Origin of the sequence: Mycobacterium sp. 5-140-3-2, from assembly GCF_035666375.1 — a bacterium.
Lineage (GTDB): Bacteria > Actinomycetota > Actinomycetes > Mycobacteriales > Mycobacteriaceae > Mycobacterium > Mycobacterium intracellulare.
In genome coordinates this window covers 5111505-5126079 of sequence record NZ_CP142025.1, presented here as the reverse complement: position 1 = coordinate 5126079, position 14575 = coordinate 5111505, and the positions used below count along the sequence as shown (strand labels likewise).

The following is a 14575-nucleotide window of genomic DNA, read 5'->3' as shown; positions in this document are numbered from 1 at the left end:
GCGGCCGACCCCGGGAGAAGCCCCAGAACGCATGCGTGTCGGCGCAGGTCAGCGATGTCCGTCGGCGGTGTTCCGATTCGTGACAGCGTTGTGACGTCACCATTTGGAAACGGCGCGGTGCGGCGTGGCTCGTGTCGCGTGTCGGCTGCTGACAATTGGCCCGGTCGTGAAGGACGGCCTCGGTACGGCTAGGCGGGCCTGCTGCACTGATTGATTGCGGAAATAGCTGAGCGTGAATGAAGGAGAGTTGGCGCTGATGGCGATCGTCGATCGGTTCAACATGAAAGTAGTTGCCGGCGCTGGGTTGTGCGGAGCAGCTATAGCGTTGAGCCCCGACGCGGCGGCCGCCCCGCTGATAACGGGCGGCCACGCGTGCATCCAGGGGCAAGCGGGCGACGCGGCGCCGGCCGCCGGAGGTCCCGTGGCCGCGGGCGCGCCGGCGGACATGTGCGCGGCGCCGCTCACTGACATGTCCGGCGTGCCCATGGCCGTGCCCGGACCGGTGCCGCTCGGTGCTCCGGTGCCGATCGTGCCGCCACTGCCGCTCGCGCCGCCCGTGCCGGTCGTGCCGCCGGTGCCGGTGGTGCCCGCCGGTGCGCCGCTGATCGCCCTGGGCGGCCCGGTGGCGGGTGCTCCCTTGGAGGCGGCCGCTCCGATCATCGACATGGCCGGGGTGAAGGACGCGCCGACCGGCCCGGCGCCCACCGGCGGGCCGACGTCCGGTCAGCCGATTCGCCCGGGCCCCGCGAGCTGAGCCCGAATGTGTGCGGGCCCGCTGGTTCCTACCAGCGGGCCCGTTCCGTTGCGTGCCCCAACAATCGAAGCTCCGCACCCGGCTTGCATGTGGGTGCGGAGCTTCGTTTGCGAGGGCGCCGCTTGACGCAGCTCGGTCTGACTGAGGCGCTAGTCCTGGACGATCACCGGGTCGCCGACGTTGACGTGGTTGTAGTACCACTCGGCGTCATCGGGGCTCAGGCTGATGCAGCCGTGGCTGACGTTCTCGAGCCCCAGTGATTGGACGGCCCAAGGGGCCGAGTGCACGAATAGTCCGCGGTTGGTGATGCGGACGGCGTAGTTGACCGTGAGCAGGTAACCGTTGGGGTCGTCGACAGGGATGCCGACGCTGCTCGAATCCATGGTCACCGCAGGCTCTTTGGAGAGCACGGTGTACGAGCCGACCGGCGTCGCGTATTCCGGCCTGCCGAGCGAGGCCGGCATCACGCCCTGCTCCCCGAAGTGCGGCCGATGATGCGGCGCCGGGAGTTGGGTCGGCGGTCCCGCCTCGACTCCGTCGATGCTCACGGTGAACGTGTGCTGCGAGATGCTGGCCACGCCGATGACCGAGGGGCCCGTTTTGATCTCCGAGGTCGCCTGGCCCACCGTCAGCGCAATTGTGCTGTGCGCCGGCCAGTATCGGTCGGGCACCCACTGGACGACCTTGTTGTCGAGCCATTCGAACTTGCCCGTCATCGAGGGCGTCGACTTGACCTCAACCGCCCGCTCGGCGGCGCGCCGGTCGGTGACCGGAGCACGGAACGTCACCACCACGGGATGCGCCACGCCCACGACCTCGCCGCGCGTCGGTGAAACCGATGCGATGGCCGGGCCATGCGACAGGTTGGCCGACGCGAGGCTCACACCGGCCGGCGCTACGACCATCCCGGCAGCGACCCCGACGACCCCAAGAACACACCGAACACCGGTCCGCATGGCCTCAATTCCCTTTTAACTGACATCGTTGCAATAGGGATGATAAATGGCGTCTGACCTGCGAAACCGCAAGGGCACGTGGATATTTGGGCACGCAACGGTCACGTTTTGGATACGGACGTTTAGTTCGGCGGCCTGGCGACGAGACGGGCGACCGGGGCAATTGTGAAGCCGCGAGACGCGCGCCCCGCCCCGCTGGCAGAGTCAATTCAAATTCGGCTCTTACCAGCGGAGTGTCCGTGTTTTAATCGCCGAGTGGCAGACCCGATCAAGTACCAGGGTGGCGAGCCCGAGCAATGGCTGGGGACACTCGGCGACATCTCTTTCTCGCAGCATTGGGTAGCAACGCCGGCCGGCGTGCACCCGATAAAGGGCACGGTGTGGACCGTGACCGACATGTCGCACTATTCGGAAAGCATCTCCACCGCCGGCATTGTCCTCTGCATCATCTTCGTCTGGTTTTGCCTGCTGGGACTGCTCTTCCTGCTGATGAAGGACCGCAGATACACGGGCTATATCCAGGTCACCGTTCAGGGCGACGGGTTCTTCCACTCGACACTGCTTCCCGCTGCGGGACCTCAGGCGACGATCAGTGTCACCCAGCAAGTGAATTACGCGCGGACGCTGGCTGCCGCAGCCTGAGCTGTCATCGTGGAGCCGATGACGGGAATCGAACCCGCGTATTCAGCTTGGGAAGCTGATGTTCTGCCATTGAACTACATCGGCACAGTCGCCTCAGAAGGCTAGCATCCATCACCGGGCCGGCAGGCGCGCCCGGGCGGCCTGACCTCCCCCGACAACCCGGCCCAGGAGCGCGACCACGAAATCTAAGACGCCTATCTAACTATTCTCATAACGCTCAGATTTATTATTTCGTTATCGCAACGTAATGTGCTCCGGGTGGGTCGACACGAATTAGCCAGGAAGCGACGTAGACCGTCAGTGGCCCTGGCTGCGGTGCTCGCCCCCGCGGCGGTGTTCTTCGCGGTGTCCGCCGATGTCCATCCATTTGCACCGCACAACCAGGCCAAACCCGTGATCAGCGAGCCCGCCCCCTGTTGCGTGCAAATCGTGACAGCCGCGTCGAAGCGGCCCGCTAAAGGGCTGGTTGACGGCGAGCCCGCCGCGGCATCGCGCTACCACACGCGATCGCGCTTCCTGCCCGCCGGCGTCGCGCCGGAGCAGGGCCTTCAGGTCCGCACGATCTTGGTCGAGCGCAGCATCAGCGCGGAGTTCCCCCAGATCCACGAGATCGGTGGGGTGCGGCCGGATTCGCTGCCCTGGCATCCCCGGGGGTTGGCGCTCGACGTCATGATCCCCAACCCTGGCAGCGCCGAGGGCATCGCGCTGGGCGACTCGATCGTCGCCTACGTGATGCAGAACGCCACCCGGTTCGGGATCCAGGACGCGATCTGGCGGGGCGTCTACTACACACCCGGCGGAGCGCAGGCCAGCCGGCTCGGCCACTACGACCACGTGCACGTCACGACCACCGGCGGCGGATATCCGACCGGCGACGAGGTCTATCTCCGCTGAACCCGCTGCGCAGCAGATAGGCTCGTCGCGTGCTGCTCTCCGATCGCGACCTCAGGGCCGAAATCAGCGCCAGCCGGTTGGGCATCGACCCCTTCGACGACGCCCTGGTGCAGCCGTCCAGCATCGACGTTCGCCTCGACTGCATGTTCCGGGTGTTCAACAACACCCGCTACACCCACATCGACCCGGCCAAGCAGCAGGACGAGCTGACCACCCTTGTCGAGCCCGTCGAGGGGGAGCCGTTCGTGCTGCATCCCGGCGAGTTCGTGCTCGGCTCGACGCTGGAGCTCATCACGTTGCCCGAGGACCTCGCGGGACGGCTGGAGGGCAAGTCGTCGCTGGGCCGCCTCGGCCTGCTGACGCATTCGACCGCCGGCTTCATCGATCCCGGCTTCAGCGGTCACATCACCCTCGAACTGTCCAACGTCGCGAACCTGCCGATCACGCTGTGGCCGGGCATGAAGATCGGTCAGCTGTGCATCTTGCGGTTGACCAGCCCGGCCGAACACCCTTACGGCAGTTCGAGAGTGGGCTCGAAGTACCAGGGCCAGCGAGGACCCACGCCGTCGCGCTCCTATCAGAACTTCATATCGTCTACATAGGTTCTGCGGGGCCCGCTCGCCCCCGTTCTGCGCGATACTTAGTTAGCCATGGTTTTTACCTCCGCCTGGCCGTGGTTCACCGCAATGCCTTTGGAGGGGTTTGTTTTGGATATCGTGCTCGGGGTGTCGATGGCACCGTCGTCGATCCAAATGGTTGTCCTGCAAGGCGAATACGCCGACGGCGCCACGGTAGAAGAGGACGCGATCGACGTCACCGGCGCCGACGACGCGGCGACCGTGAGCGCGTCCGACCGGGTGATCTCGGCGATCTTGGGCACCCGTGAGGGTGCCGCCGATGCCGGCCTCGAGCTGTCGTCCATCGGGGTGACGTGGACCGATCAGTTCGAAGCTGCCGCCCTGCGCGACGCGCTGACCGCTCACCGGCTCGACAACGTGATGCTGGTCTCGGCGTTTCTTGCCGCGGCGGCGCTCGCGCAAAACGTCGGCGGCGCAATGGGTTACGAACGCACCGCCGTACTCCTGGTGGAGCCCGATACCGCCACGCTGGCCGTCGTGGAGACCTCCGACGGCTCCATCCCCGATGTGTACAAGCAGCAGATCCATGCCGAGTCCTACGGCGCCGCCGCCGAGCAGCTCAGCGGAATGGTCGCCGGGCTGGAGAAGCTGGAATACCGCCCGGACGGGCTGTTCGTGGTGGGCTCGGGCGTCGATGTCGCCCCGTTGAAGCCGGCGCTGCAGACGACGACGGCGCTCGACGTGAGCGTGGCCGAGGAGCCGGAGACGGCGCTGGCCCGCGGCGCGGCGCTGGCGTCGGCGAATGCCCCGCTGTTTGCCTCCTCGACCGCCGCGCTGGCCTATGCGCAGGACCCCGGCACCGGCGCCGTCGACCAGCACTCCCTGCCCGAGTACCTCTATGTCCCGTTCGGTCCCGACGCCGGCGACGACGAGCTCGCCTACAGCGCGGTGGCCGATGAGGACGCCGACTCGCCGACCGTGGTCATCGAACGGCTCTTCCTTCCCGAAGAGAGTCAGCCGCAGCGGCGGCCGGCGCTGCTGATCGGCAGCGGGCTGGCGGTGGCTGGCATCAGCGCGGTGTTGGCGCTCGAGATCGCGCTCGCGATCGGGATCCGCACGACGGGCACCGTCGCGTTGCAGCCCACCCCGAACCAGCACCTGATCGTTCCCACCGAGCAGGCGCCGGCGCCGGTGCAGGCGTCCGCGCCGGAGGCGAAGATCAGCCTGCCGGCCCCGGTGGCGGCCCCCAAGCCGTTGAATCCCCCGGTCGCGGCCCCGCTGCCCGCGCCTCCGCCGCCGGAAGCCCCTCCCGTACCGGCGGCGCCGCCGGTGGTCCCCGTTCCCGTCGTGGTTCCGCCCCTGCCAGTCCCGGTGCCGGTGCGCATCCCTGTTCCCAACCCGGTGGTAAGGCCGCCGCTGTTCGAGGCACCGCCGCGCGTGTCAATCCCTCAACCGGCGCGGCCGCAACCGCCGGTGCAAATTCCTCAGCCGCCGACGCCCCCGAAGGTGGGCGGCACCGTTCCGCAGTCGCCGCCGCATCAAACGCCTCCCGGTGAAGGCACCCCGCCCAAGCCGGGCGCTCCGGGTAACTCCGGTGGCGGTCACGTGCCGACGCCGGGTTCGGGGGGTTCCGGTGGTGGGCATGTCCCGACGCCGGGTTCGGGTGGTTCCGGTGGCGGCCACGTGCCGACACCCGGTTCGGGTGGTTCCGGTGGCGGCCACGTCCCGACGCCCGGGTCGGGCGGCTCCGGCGGAGGCCACGTGCCGACGCCCGGGTCGGGCGGTTCCGGTGGCGGCCATGTCCCGACGCCCGGGTCGGGTGGTTCCGGCGGTGGTCACGTGCCGACGCCCGGATCAGGTGGTTCCGGTGGTGGCCATGTCCCGACGCCGGGTTCGGGTGGTTCCGGTGGTGGCCATGTCCCGACGCCGGGTTCGGGTGGTTCCGGTGGTGGCCATGTCCCGACCCCGGGTTCGGGTGGCGGCCATGTCCCGACGCCCGGTTCGGGTGGCGGCGTACCGAAGCCTGGTGGGGGCGGCCCGGGCGGACTCGGCGGCGGCCACGCTCCTGCGCCCGGCGGCGGACTTGGCGGCGGTCACGCTCCTGCGCCCGGCGGCGGACTTGGCGGCGGGCACGCTCCTGCGCCCGGCGGCGGATTTGGCGGTGGCCACGCTGCGCCGGCGCCTAAAGGCGGCGGTGGCTTCGGCGGCGGGCATAGCGGCGGTGGCCTGGGCGGCTTCGGCGGCGGCCACAGCGGCGGCGGCCTGGGCGGTTTCGGCGGCGGTCACGGTGGCGGCGGTGGCTTCGGCGGCGGTCACGGTGGCGGTGGCGGCGGCCACAAATAGCCTCGGTTTGCCGAGCCTCCTCCCACCAAGCGGCGCATGGGGCACAGCTTCGGCGGTCACGGCCACCGATAACTCAGCAGGCTAGGGTGGCGTCGCGAACCCCCATGCGGCGCCGGCGCGGCTGTGCTGGCGCAGCACAGCAACCAAGCGTCTGGCGATTTGGAGGAGCGGTGGAGGTCGTACTCGGTGTGTCGATGGCACCGGAGACAGTCCGCATGGTGCTCGTCGAAGGCGCTGCCGCGGGCGGGGTGACCGTCGATCAGGACGGCTTCGACGTCGTCGGCGACCCGACCCCAGCTGCCGCCGCGGATCACGTCGTCGCGGCCATTCTCGGCACCCGCGACAGCGCGGCCCTGGGCGGTTACCAGCTCAAATCGAGCGGAGTGAGCTGGACCGACCCGGCCGAGGCGGCGGCCCTGCGAGATGTGTTGGCGGCGCGCAGGATCGAGAACGTGATGCTGGTCTCGGCGGTGATGGCCGCCGCGGCGCTGGCGCAGGCGATGGGCAGCGCGACCAACTGGGCCCGCACGGCGTTGCTGCTCGTCGAACCCACCAGCGCGACCCTCGCGGTCGTCGACACCTCCAACGGGACCGTCACCGACGTGCACCGGCACCCGCTGCCCGGCCGCGACGACGTCGCGCTGGCGAAGCTGACGGCGATGGTCTCGGGCGCCGAATCAATGCGGGCGCGGCCTGACGGGCTGTTCCTCGTCGGCTCGGACGTGGACATCCCGTTGATCAAGCCAACGCTCGAGGCCGCCACGTCGCTCTCGGTGACCACGCCTGAGGAACCCGAGATGGCCCTGGCCCGGGGTGCCTCGCTGGCCGCGGCGAACGCACGGTTGGGCGCGCCGCGGACGATCACGATGCCGTCCGCGCGGATTTCCTCGACCGAGGCGACCGGGTCCGCCCACAACCCCGACGCGCGGGCCGCCCGGTCACGCGAGCGGCACAGCCGAAAGCCGGCGGCCACCGTCGCGCTCGTGATGACCATTTTCGTCACCGGCTTCGTCGCGTTGGCGCTCGCGCTCGTCTTCGGCCGCGATCCGGACACGGGCCAACCACCGGAGGTCAGCACGAACGTCGTCGCTCCGCAGGCCCCGTCGCCCCCGAACACCGGCCCGCCCCCGCCGCCGCCCCCTGCGCCGGCGCCGCCCGAAGCCCCGACGCCCGAAGCGCCCCAGGCACCTGCGCCGTCCCCGCCGCAATCCGGCGACCACCCACACTGGGACGACTGGCTGCATCGCCATTTGGGGCCCGATTTTCCGGTCCCCTAGCCCCGCCGCGGACGGGTCCCGGCCCACCCCCCGGCCGCCGAACACGCGTAAAATCGGGGCACTAGGGGAATAACGGTGGGGACTCAGCGATGTCACGCGCCATCATTTCGTGCGACGGCGACGCCCTCACCGCGAATGACTAGCAACCGACTATTGGAGGAGCTTTGGACACCGTACTTGGTGTGTCGATGGCGCCGACCGCAGTCCGGATGGTGCTGGTCGAGGGGGAAAACGGCGACGGTGCGACCGTCGATGAAGACAATTTCGACGTGACGACGTCCACTGACGCAGCAACTGTCACCGCCTCGGACCAGGTAGTCTCCGCCATCTTGGGGACGCGTCAGGGCGCGGCGGAGGGTGGCTACCAACTGGCGTCGACCGGGGTCACCTTCACCGACCCCGTCGAGGCGGCCGCGCTGCGCGACAAGCTCGCCGCCCACAAGGTCGAAAATGTGATGCTGGTCTCGGCCTTCCTGGCCGCGGCCGCGCTGGCCCAAGCGGTCGGCCACCGAACCAACTACGCGCAGACCGCGCTGCTCTACATCGAGCCCGACACCGCAACGCTGGCGATCGTCGACAGCGCCGACGGATCCATCGCCGACGTCCGGCGCCAAGTCCTTCCCGAAGACGACGAGGCGGCCGTCGCCGAGCTGACGCGGCTGGTCTCCGGCGCGGAGAACATGGAAAGCCGCCCGGACGCCGTGTTCGTCGTCGGCTCCGGCATCGACATCCCGCTGATCAAGCCCGCGCTGGAGGCGGCGACCACCCTGCCGTTGACGGCGGCCGAGGAACCGGAAACGGCGCTGGCCCGCGGCGCCGCGCTGGCGTCGGCGCATGCCCCGCTGTTCGCGTCGTCCACCGCGGCCCTGGCGTACGCGCAGGATCCCGGCACCGGCGCGATCAATCCGCTGGCCGTGGCGCCCGGCTACTTCGACGCACCCGGCGACGCCGGGGTGGATGCCCTGGCGTACAGCGCCGTGCCCGACGACCCCGACGACTTCTTCACCGGCTCGCAGACCGCCGCGACCGAGCTCGTCGGCGCGGACTATCGCGGGCGCAACTTCAGGTTGGTGGGCAGCGCCGTGGCGGCGGTCTTCGTCATCGGCGTGGTGGCGCTGGTCGTCTCACTGGCCATCGCCATCCGCCCGACGGCGAATGTGCGGCCCAGCCCGAATGAGAACGTCGTGGTCGCGCCCACTCGGCCCGCCCCGGCGCCCGCGGCCCCGGCTCCGGCGCCTGCCCAGGCGCCGGCGGCTCCCGCGCCCGCCCCGGAGGCGCCGGCGCCCGTTCCAGAGGCTCCCGCGCCGGCTCCGGCCGCTCCGGCTCCGGCCCCGGTGGCGCCCGCGCCGATTCCGGTTCCGGCGGCCCCGCCGCCCGCTCCGCCGCCGGTCGCGCCCGTTCCGGTGCCGATCCCGCTGCCGATCCCAGGCATCGGCGGTCCGCCCGGTGGCGGGTGGGGCCCCGGTCACGGCGGAGGCCACGGGGACCACGACGACGGCTTCCCCGGTGGCCCGCGCGGCGGCTTCGGCGGCGGGCCGCGCGGCGGTTTCGGCGGTGGCCACGGTCACGGCGGATTCGGCGGGGGTGGCCCACGCATCAACATCCCGGGCATCCCGGGGATTTAATAGGCCGGCGGAGCGGCGGCCACCCGTCATCTTCCGTTTGCCTCCCGCTTAGCCCGGCGACGCGGTTAGCTCATCGGGGTCGCTTACACCAGTGGTATGCGATGCACCGTGTTCGGCACGGGATACCTCGGTGCCACCCACGCGGTCGGGATGGCGGCGCTCGGACACGACGTCCTCGGGATCGACATCGACCCGGGCAAGGTGGCCAAGCTCGCCGGGGGTGACATCCCCTTTTACGAGCCAGGCTTGCGAAAGTTGTTGAACGAGAACCTGGCTGCGGGTCGGCTGCGGTTCACCACCGACTACGACGCGGCCGCCGACTTCGCCGACCTGCACTTCCTGGGCGTGGGCACACCGCAGAAGAAGGGCGAATACGGCGCCGATCTGCGCCACGTCTATGCCGTGATCGACGAGTTGGTGCCCCGGTTGACCAGTTCGGCGGTGTTGGTGGGCAAATCGACGGTCCCGGTGGGCACCGCGGCCGAGTTGAACCAACGCGCCGCCGCGCTGGCGCCGCGCGGGGTGGACGTCGAAATCGCCTGGAATCCGGAGTTTCTGCGCGAGGGCTACGCGGTGCAGGACACCCTGCGCCCGGACCGCATTGTGCTTGGGGTCCACCAGGATTCGGTGCGCGCCGAGGCCGCGGTTCGTGAGCTGTACGGTCCGCTGCTGGACGCGGGGGTGCCGTTCCTGGTGACGGATCTGCAAACCGCGGAGTTGGTCAAGGTCTCCGCCAATGCCTTTCTGGCGACGAAGATCTCGTTCATCAACGCCATTTCCGAGGTGTGCGAGGCGGCCGGCGCAGACGTCAGCCTGCTGGCGGATGCGCTCGGATACGATCCCCGCATCGGACGCCAATTCCTCAACGCCGGTTTGGGTTTCGGCGGTGGCTGCCTGCCAAAGGACATCCGGGCATTCATGGCGCGCGCCGGGGAACTCGGGGCCGACCAGGCGCTGACGTTTCTGCGTGAGGTGGACAGCATCAACATGCGTCGCCGCACCCGGATGGTGGAACTGGCCAGCGCGGCGTGCGGCGGGTCGCTGCTGGGCGCCAACGTCGCGGTGCTCGGCGCGGCGTTCAAGCCCGAATCCGACGACGTGCGCGACTCGCCCGCCCTCAACGTGGCGGGGCAACTGCAGCTCAACGGCGCCGCGGTCAACGTCTATGACCCCAAGGCGCTGGACAACGCGCAGCGCCTGTTCCCGACCCTGAACTATGCGGTCTCGGTCGAAGAGGCCTGCGAGCGCGCGGATGCCGTGCTGGTGCTCACCGAGTGGCGGCAATTCGTCGAGCTCGATCCCGACGACCTGGCCGACGGGGTGCGCGCCCGCGTCATCGTCGACGGCCGCAACTGCCTGGACACCGCCCGGTGGCAGCGGGCGGGCTGGCGGGTGTATCGGCTCGGCGCGCCGCGACCGTAGGGACATAAGAGCGGGCTTTCCTTCAGTCCGATTTCAACCGCTCTCGCGGGATCGGATCGTCGTTACCCTCAAAAGTCCGACACCGTAGGTGTCTACCAAGGCCTTTCACAACTGGTGCGTGGCTTCATCGACGGGCTTCCCGGCGAGCACCGGTTCGGTGCCACGCTGGCATTCGAACGCAGCGCCGAGAAGATCGGCGAGCTGGTTCGCGGTAAGCCGTTGGCGGCAATCCATCCGGTGGTTCGGGTGCACCCCGAGACCAACGAGCGCGTGGTGTATGTCAACCAGTTCTTCACCAAGGAGATCGTCGACCTGTCCCCGCGGGAGAGTCGTCACGTCCTGGACCTGTTGTTCGAGCAGATCTCTCGCCCGGAGTATTCGGTTCGATTCAAGTGGGAGCCGGGAAGCGTTGCGTTCTGGGACAATCGGGCCACGTTGCATCTCGCGCCGCGCGACTTCGAGCATCTCGATCACGAGCGCGTGCTGCATCGGATCACGCTGGTCGGCGACATCCCGGTCGGCCCGGACGGGCGCCCATCGGAGCCGTTGGAGGGCCAGTTCTTCGGGGCCGCCTGACAGGGCGTGGACCCGACCTCACGGGCTCCGGTGCGACCACAGCAGGCCGAGCAGCCCGAACGCCGCCACCGCGGTGGTGGTCAGCGCTACCGGCCACAACGCCCCGCCCACCTGGGCGACCACCGAGGTGAGCAGCAACGGGATGAGCCCGCCGATGATGGTGGAACTCTGGCCGGACAACGACATTCCGGTGTAGCGGACCCGGGCCGGGAAGGACTCGGCGAGGTATTTGGGCAATGCGCCCCACACGACCCACATCGGCGCGCCGATCAAGGTCTCGGTGATCAGCAGCGCCGCCACCGTCGACGAGGCGGAGAGAACCGCCAGCAGCCCCGCCGTCGGCAACACGAGCAATCCGAGTAGGCCCGCGCGGACCACCCGCGGCGCGCCGACCCGATCGGCGAGCCAGCCGCCCAGCAGCGTCAGCACCCAGAACACGGTGACGTGCACGGCGGAGATGCCCAGCAGCACCGAAGAGGCCGGCAGGGCAAGGCTTTTGGTGCCGTAGCCGGTGAGGAAGACGGTCTCGACGAAGAACGGGACGGTCACGCCGCCCAAATAGACCCCGAAGCAGACCAGCATGGTGCGGCCGTGCTGACGCACCGCCTCGCGCAACGGGAAACGCGACAGTTCGCCGCTGCGGTGCAGCGCGGTGAACTCCGGCGATTCCATCACCCGCAGCCGGATGAACAGGCCGACCACGCTCAGCGCGATCCCGAACAGGAACGGCACCCGCCAACCCCAAGTCACGAAACTGTGCTCGCTCAGCAACGAGGCCAGGATGAACAGCGAGCCGGTGGCCAACCCCTGGCCCAGGGTCGCCCCGGTCTGCACCAGCGATCCCCAGAAACCGCTGCGGTGTGGCGTGCTGGTCTCGGTGACCACCAGGACCGCGCCGGCCCATTCGCCGCCGAGCCCCACCCCCTGAAGAAACCGCAACAACACCAGCAGCGCGGGCGCCGACCATCCTATCGCGCTATAGCTGGGCAGCAACCCGATCAGAAACGACGGTATGCCCATGATCAAAAGCGTTGCCACCAGCATCTTCTTGCGTCCGAGGCGATCACCCAAGTGCCCGAAGACGACCCCGCCCAGCGGGCGGGCGACGAACCCCACCGCGAAAGTGCCAAGTGCGGCAAGCACTCCGGCCGTGGCCGAAGCGCGCGGGAAGAACAGCGGACCGAAGACCAAGGTGGCCGCGAAGCCGTAGAGGAAGAAGTCGTACCACTCCAGCACGCTGCCCGCGAGACTGGCCAGCGCCACCCGGCGCATGCCCGGGACTGGCGCCGCCTCTTCGAGCGGGGTCGCCGCCCGGCTGCTTTCCTGTTCTGCGATCGTCATCGAGGTCTCCGAATGGTCGGCCGGTCAAGCTCCGCGCACCCGCGCCGGCGATCGAAATGACCGGCGCGAGTGGGGCATCGCGGCGAGTACGACCGTCCGGAGCCCCTGCCAAGTTCAGCGCCATCGGGCGCGATTGACGACGGTTGAAATCAGCTTGAAAGCAACTGATTACGCGGCACAACCCGATTTCGGAGGAACCCGGCGCCCGCCATCCAGCGCCACAGCCATGAAATATGTTGCGGCTCTGCGCTATTGGCCGGGCCGGGCGTGCAGCATGGCTCGGGGGTATTCCCCGCCATCTCGAGAAAGGTCGATCCGAACGTGCTCGAACCCGGCCGACCGGAGCGCGTCGGCCACCGGCGCAGCGTCGGAGAGTGCGCGAAACGGCAACGCGGCGGCGACGTCGTCGGCGTAATGGTGGCTCGCCACATGCGGGTTCAGCGAGACGTCGGCGATCAGCGTCGCGTCCGGGGCCAACACCCGCCGCCACTCCGCGAAGGCCTTCTCCGGTTCGAGCAAGGTCCAGATGAAGTGCCGCGCCGTCAGCGCGTCGAAGCTGGCGTCGGGGAACGGCAGCTTTTCGGTGACACCCTCCACGAACTCGACAGTCGCGGCGGTGGCGGCGGCCTTGGCGCGGGCCCGGGCCAACATCGCCTCGGAGGCATCCACGCCGGTCACCCGGTGGCCGAGCTCGCTCAGCAACAACGCGACAAAGCCCGTGCCCGTGGCGATATCGAGCACCCGCGAACGCTCCGGGATTGCGCTCAGCGCCGCCGTCCACAGTCGACGTTCCGGCTCCGAGGAGATACCGTGCGCGGCCCGCTGGTCATATTCCGAACCCTCGCGCTCCCAAAACGCGCGGATCGCCGCGTGCGCGTCCGGGAGGCCCGCGCTGTCAGCAAGCACGGCACCTGGTCCATCGCCTCGTCATCGACGACAGTCTGCAGGGCGCGGGATCCCCACGGCAAGGCGAGCGGGCGCGGCCCACGCGAGTAGCCTGACCGGCGTGGACTATGCCGGCGCATTCCTCGACGAGAACCGGGCTTTCGCGGAGCTGTTCGACGGTGCCGACGAGTCCACGCCGGTGCCCACCTGCCCGGAGTGGACCCTGCGGCAGCTGTTCCGCCACGTCGGGCGCGGCGACCGCTGGGCGGCCCAGATCGTGCGCGACCGGCTCGAGAGCTACCTCGACCCCCGCACCGTGGAGGGCGGCAAGCCGCCGCCCGACCCCGCCGACGCGATCTCCTGGCTCCACGGCGGCGCCCAGCGGCTGGTGGACGCCGTCGAGCTGACCGGGGTGGAGACGCCGGTCTGGACGTTCCTCGGGCCGCGCCCGGCGAACTGGTGGATCCGGCGCCGGCTGCACGAGGTGGCCGTGCACCGGGCCGACGCCGCGATCGCGCTGGGCACCGATTTCGCCCTCGAGCCCGACATCGCGGCCGACGGAATCACCGAATGGCTGGAGCGGGTCGCGATCCAGGCGGGCGGCCAGGGGGCGCCGCTTCCCCTCGAGGACGGGACCACCCTGCACCTGCATGCCACCGACCCCGGCCTCGGCGAGGCCGGGGAGTGGACGGCCGCCGTCGATCAGGGCCGGGTCACGTGGTCGCACGAGCACGGCAAGGGCAGCGTGGCGCTGCGCGGCGGCGCCACCGAGCTGCTGCTGGCGATTTTGCGCCGGCGCCCGCTGGCCGACACGGGCGTCCAACTGTTCGGGGACGAAGCCGTGTGGGAGCGCTGGTTGGACCGTACGCCGCTCTAGCCGCGGCGCCGCACGGTAATTTGCACACCATGACCACATCGGAGATCGCCACCGTTCTGGCATGGCACGATGCCCTCAACGCCGCGGACATCGAGACCTTGGCCTCCCTGTCCAGCGACGACATCGAGATGGGCGACGCGCACGGGGCCGCACAGGGTCACGAGGCGCTGCGCAGCTGGGCCGCCTCGCACCGGCCGGCGACCGAGCTCGGCCGCATGTATGTGCACGACGGTGTCGTCGCCGTCGAACTCAAACCCGGCAGCACCGGCGATCCGGGGGCCGCCAGCGACGCCGCGCTGACGTTCCGGGTGGTGCGCGACCACGTCACCTCCGTGTTCCGGCACGACAGCCTCGCGTCGGCGCTGGCGGCCACCGAGCTCACCGAATCCGACGCCGTCGACTAGG

The 14575-nt window shown here is 69.6% G+C and carries 14 protein-coding genes and 1 tRNA gene; 11 read left to right on the top strand and 4 right to left on the bottom strand.

Annotated elements, in window-relative coordinates; translation table 11 throughout:
• Positions 1 to 256 precede the first annotated feature (256 nt).
• Positions 257 to 754 carry a hypothetical protein gene (locus P6281_RS24050; protein ID WP_036389690.1) on the top strand — a complete coding sequence of 166 codons (498 nt, stop codon included), beginning with the start codon at positions 257 to 259 and terminating at the stop codon, positions 752 to 754.
• Between the two features lie 149 nt (positions 755 to 903).
• On the opposite strand, the gene P6281_RS24045 is transcribed toward P6281_RS24050, so the two are convergent.
• Entirely contained in the window at positions 904 to 1710 is an 807-nt protein-coding gene (locus tag P6281_RS24045) for a L,D-transpeptidase (protein ID WP_095662984.1), read from the bottom strand.
• 255 nt (positions 1711 to 1965) lie between these two features.
• Here P6281_RS24045 and P6281_RS24040 point away from each other — a divergent pair, with 255 nt between their 5' ends.
• Positions 1966 to 2352 (top strand): hypothetical protein, encoded by a 387-nt coding sequence (locus P6281_RS24040; protein WP_008261595.1) that lies wholly within the window; start codon positions 1966 to 1968, stop codon positions 2350 to 2352.
• A 10-nt stretch (positions 2353 to 2362) separates the two neighbouring features.
• Here the strand turns inward: P6281_RS24040 and P6281_RS24035 are convergent.
• Positions 2363 to 2436 (bottom strand) — tRNA-Gly (locus P6281_RS24035).
• 174 nt (positions 2437 to 2610) lie between these two features.
• On the opposite strand from P6281_RS24035, the gene P6281_RS24030 reads away from it, so the two are divergent.
• From P6281_RS24030 to P6281_RS24000, 7 genes are all read left to right on the top strand, one after another.
• Positions 2611 to 3246, top strand: a complete 636-nt coding sequence (locus P6281_RS24030) for a hypothetical protein (RefSeq protein ID WP_179300167.1) — start codon at positions 2611 to 2613, stop codon at positions 3244 to 3246.
• Positions 3247 to 3275: 29 nt separating this feature from the next.
• Complete coding sequence (gene dcd / locus P6281_RS24025; RefSeq protein WP_008261591.1) at positions 3276 to 3848, top strand: dCTP deaminase; 573 nt, start codon at positions 3276 to 3278, stop codon at positions 3846 to 3848.
• Between the two features lie 48 nt (positions 3849 to 3896).
• The gene (locus P6281_RS24020) at positions 3897 to 6167 is read left to right on the top strand and encodes a DUF7159 family protein (RefSeq protein ID WP_050989398.1); all 2271 of its coding nucleotides are present in this window, start codon (positions 3897 to 3899) and stop codon (positions 6165 to 6167) included.
• A gap of 170 nt (positions 6168 to 6337) precedes the next feature.
• The gene (locus P6281_RS24015) at positions 6338 to 7444 is read left to right on the top strand and encodes a DUF7159 family protein (protein ID WP_008261587.1); all 1107 of its coding nucleotides are present in this window, start codon (positions 6338 to 6340) and stop codon (positions 7442 to 7444) included.
• Between the two features lie 164 nt (positions 7445 to 7608).
• Positions 7609 to 9069: a DUF7159 family protein gene (locus P6281_RS24010; RefSeq protein WP_420029192.1), complete on the top strand. Its 1461-nt coding sequence runs from the start codon at positions 7609 to 7611 to the stop codon at positions 9067 to 9069.
• A 96-nt stretch (positions 9070 to 9165) separates the two neighbouring features.
• On the top strand, positions 9166 to 10491 hold the full coding sequence (locus P6281_RS24005; RefSeq protein WP_008261583.1) for a UDP-glucose dehydrogenase family protein: 1326 nt from the start codon (positions 9166 to 9168) through the stop codon (positions 10489 to 10491).
• A 114-nt stretch (positions 10492 to 10605) separates the two neighbouring features.
• Positions 10606 to 11067: a TauD/TfdA dioxygenase family protein gene (locus P6281_RS24000; protein ID WP_324738542.1), complete on the top strand. Its 462-nt coding sequence runs from the start codon at positions 10606 to 10608 to the stop codon at positions 11065 to 11067.
• 18 nt (positions 11068 to 11085) lie between these two features.
• Here the strand turns inward: P6281_RS24000 and P6281_RS23995 are convergent, their stop codons facing one another.
• Together P6281_RS23995 and P6281_RS23990 are read right to left on the bottom strand one after the other, a co-directional pair.
• Complete coding sequence (locus P6281_RS23995) at positions 11086 to 12408, bottom strand: MFS transporter (RefSeq protein WP_008261578.1); 1323 nt, start codon at positions 12406 to 12408, stop codon at positions 11086 to 11088.
• Between the two features lie 249 nt (positions 12409 to 12657).
• The gene (locus P6281_RS23990; protein WP_008261576.1) at positions 12658 to 13314 is read right to left on the bottom strand and encodes a class I SAM-dependent methyltransferase; all 657 of its coding nucleotides are present in this window, start codon (positions 13312 to 13314) and stop codon (positions 12658 to 12660) included.
• Between the two features lie 100 nt (positions 13315 to 13414).
• On the opposite strand from P6281_RS23990, the gene P6281_RS23985 reads away from it, so the two are divergent.
• Complete coding sequence (locus P6281_RS23985; RefSeq protein ID WP_008261574.1) at positions 13415 to 14170, top strand: maleylpyruvate isomerase family mycothiol-dependent enzyme; 756 nt, start codon at positions 13415 to 13417, stop codon at positions 14168 to 14170.
• Positions 14171 to 14199: 29 nt separating this feature from the next.
• On the top strand, positions 14200 to 14574 hold the full coding sequence (locus P6281_RS23980) for a nuclear transport factor 2 family protein (RefSeq protein ID WP_008261571.1): 375 nt from the start codon (positions 14200 to 14202) through the stop codon (positions 14572 to 14574).
• Position 14575: the final 1 nt, after the last annotated feature.

Bases quoted from the DNA above. Each gene is read 5' to 3' on its own strand.
- P6281_RS24050 (WP_036389690.1), top strand. From the start codon at position 257: ATGGCGATCGTCGATCGGTTCAACATGAAAGTAGTTGCCGGCGCTGGG.
- P6281_RS24045 (WP_095662984.1), bottom strand. From the start codon at position 1,710: ATGCGGACCGGTGTTCGGTGTGTTCTTGGGGTCGTCGGGGTCGCTGCC.
- P6281_RS24020 (WP_050989398.1), top strand. From the start codon at position 3,897: ATGGTTTTTACCTCCGCCTGGCCGTGGTTCACCGCAATGCCTTTGGAG.
- P6281_RS24005 (WP_008261583.1), top strand. From the start codon at position 9,166: ATGCGATGCACCGTGTTCGGCACGGGATACCTCGGTGCCACCCACGCG.
- P6281_RS23995 (WP_008261578.1), bottom strand. From the start codon at position 12,408: ATGACGATCGCAGAACAGGAAAGCAGCCGGGCGGCGACCCCGCTCGAA.
- P6281_RS23980 (WP_008261571.1), top strand. From the start codon at position 14,200: ATGACCACATCGGAGATCGCCACCGTTCTGGCATGGCACGATGCCCTC.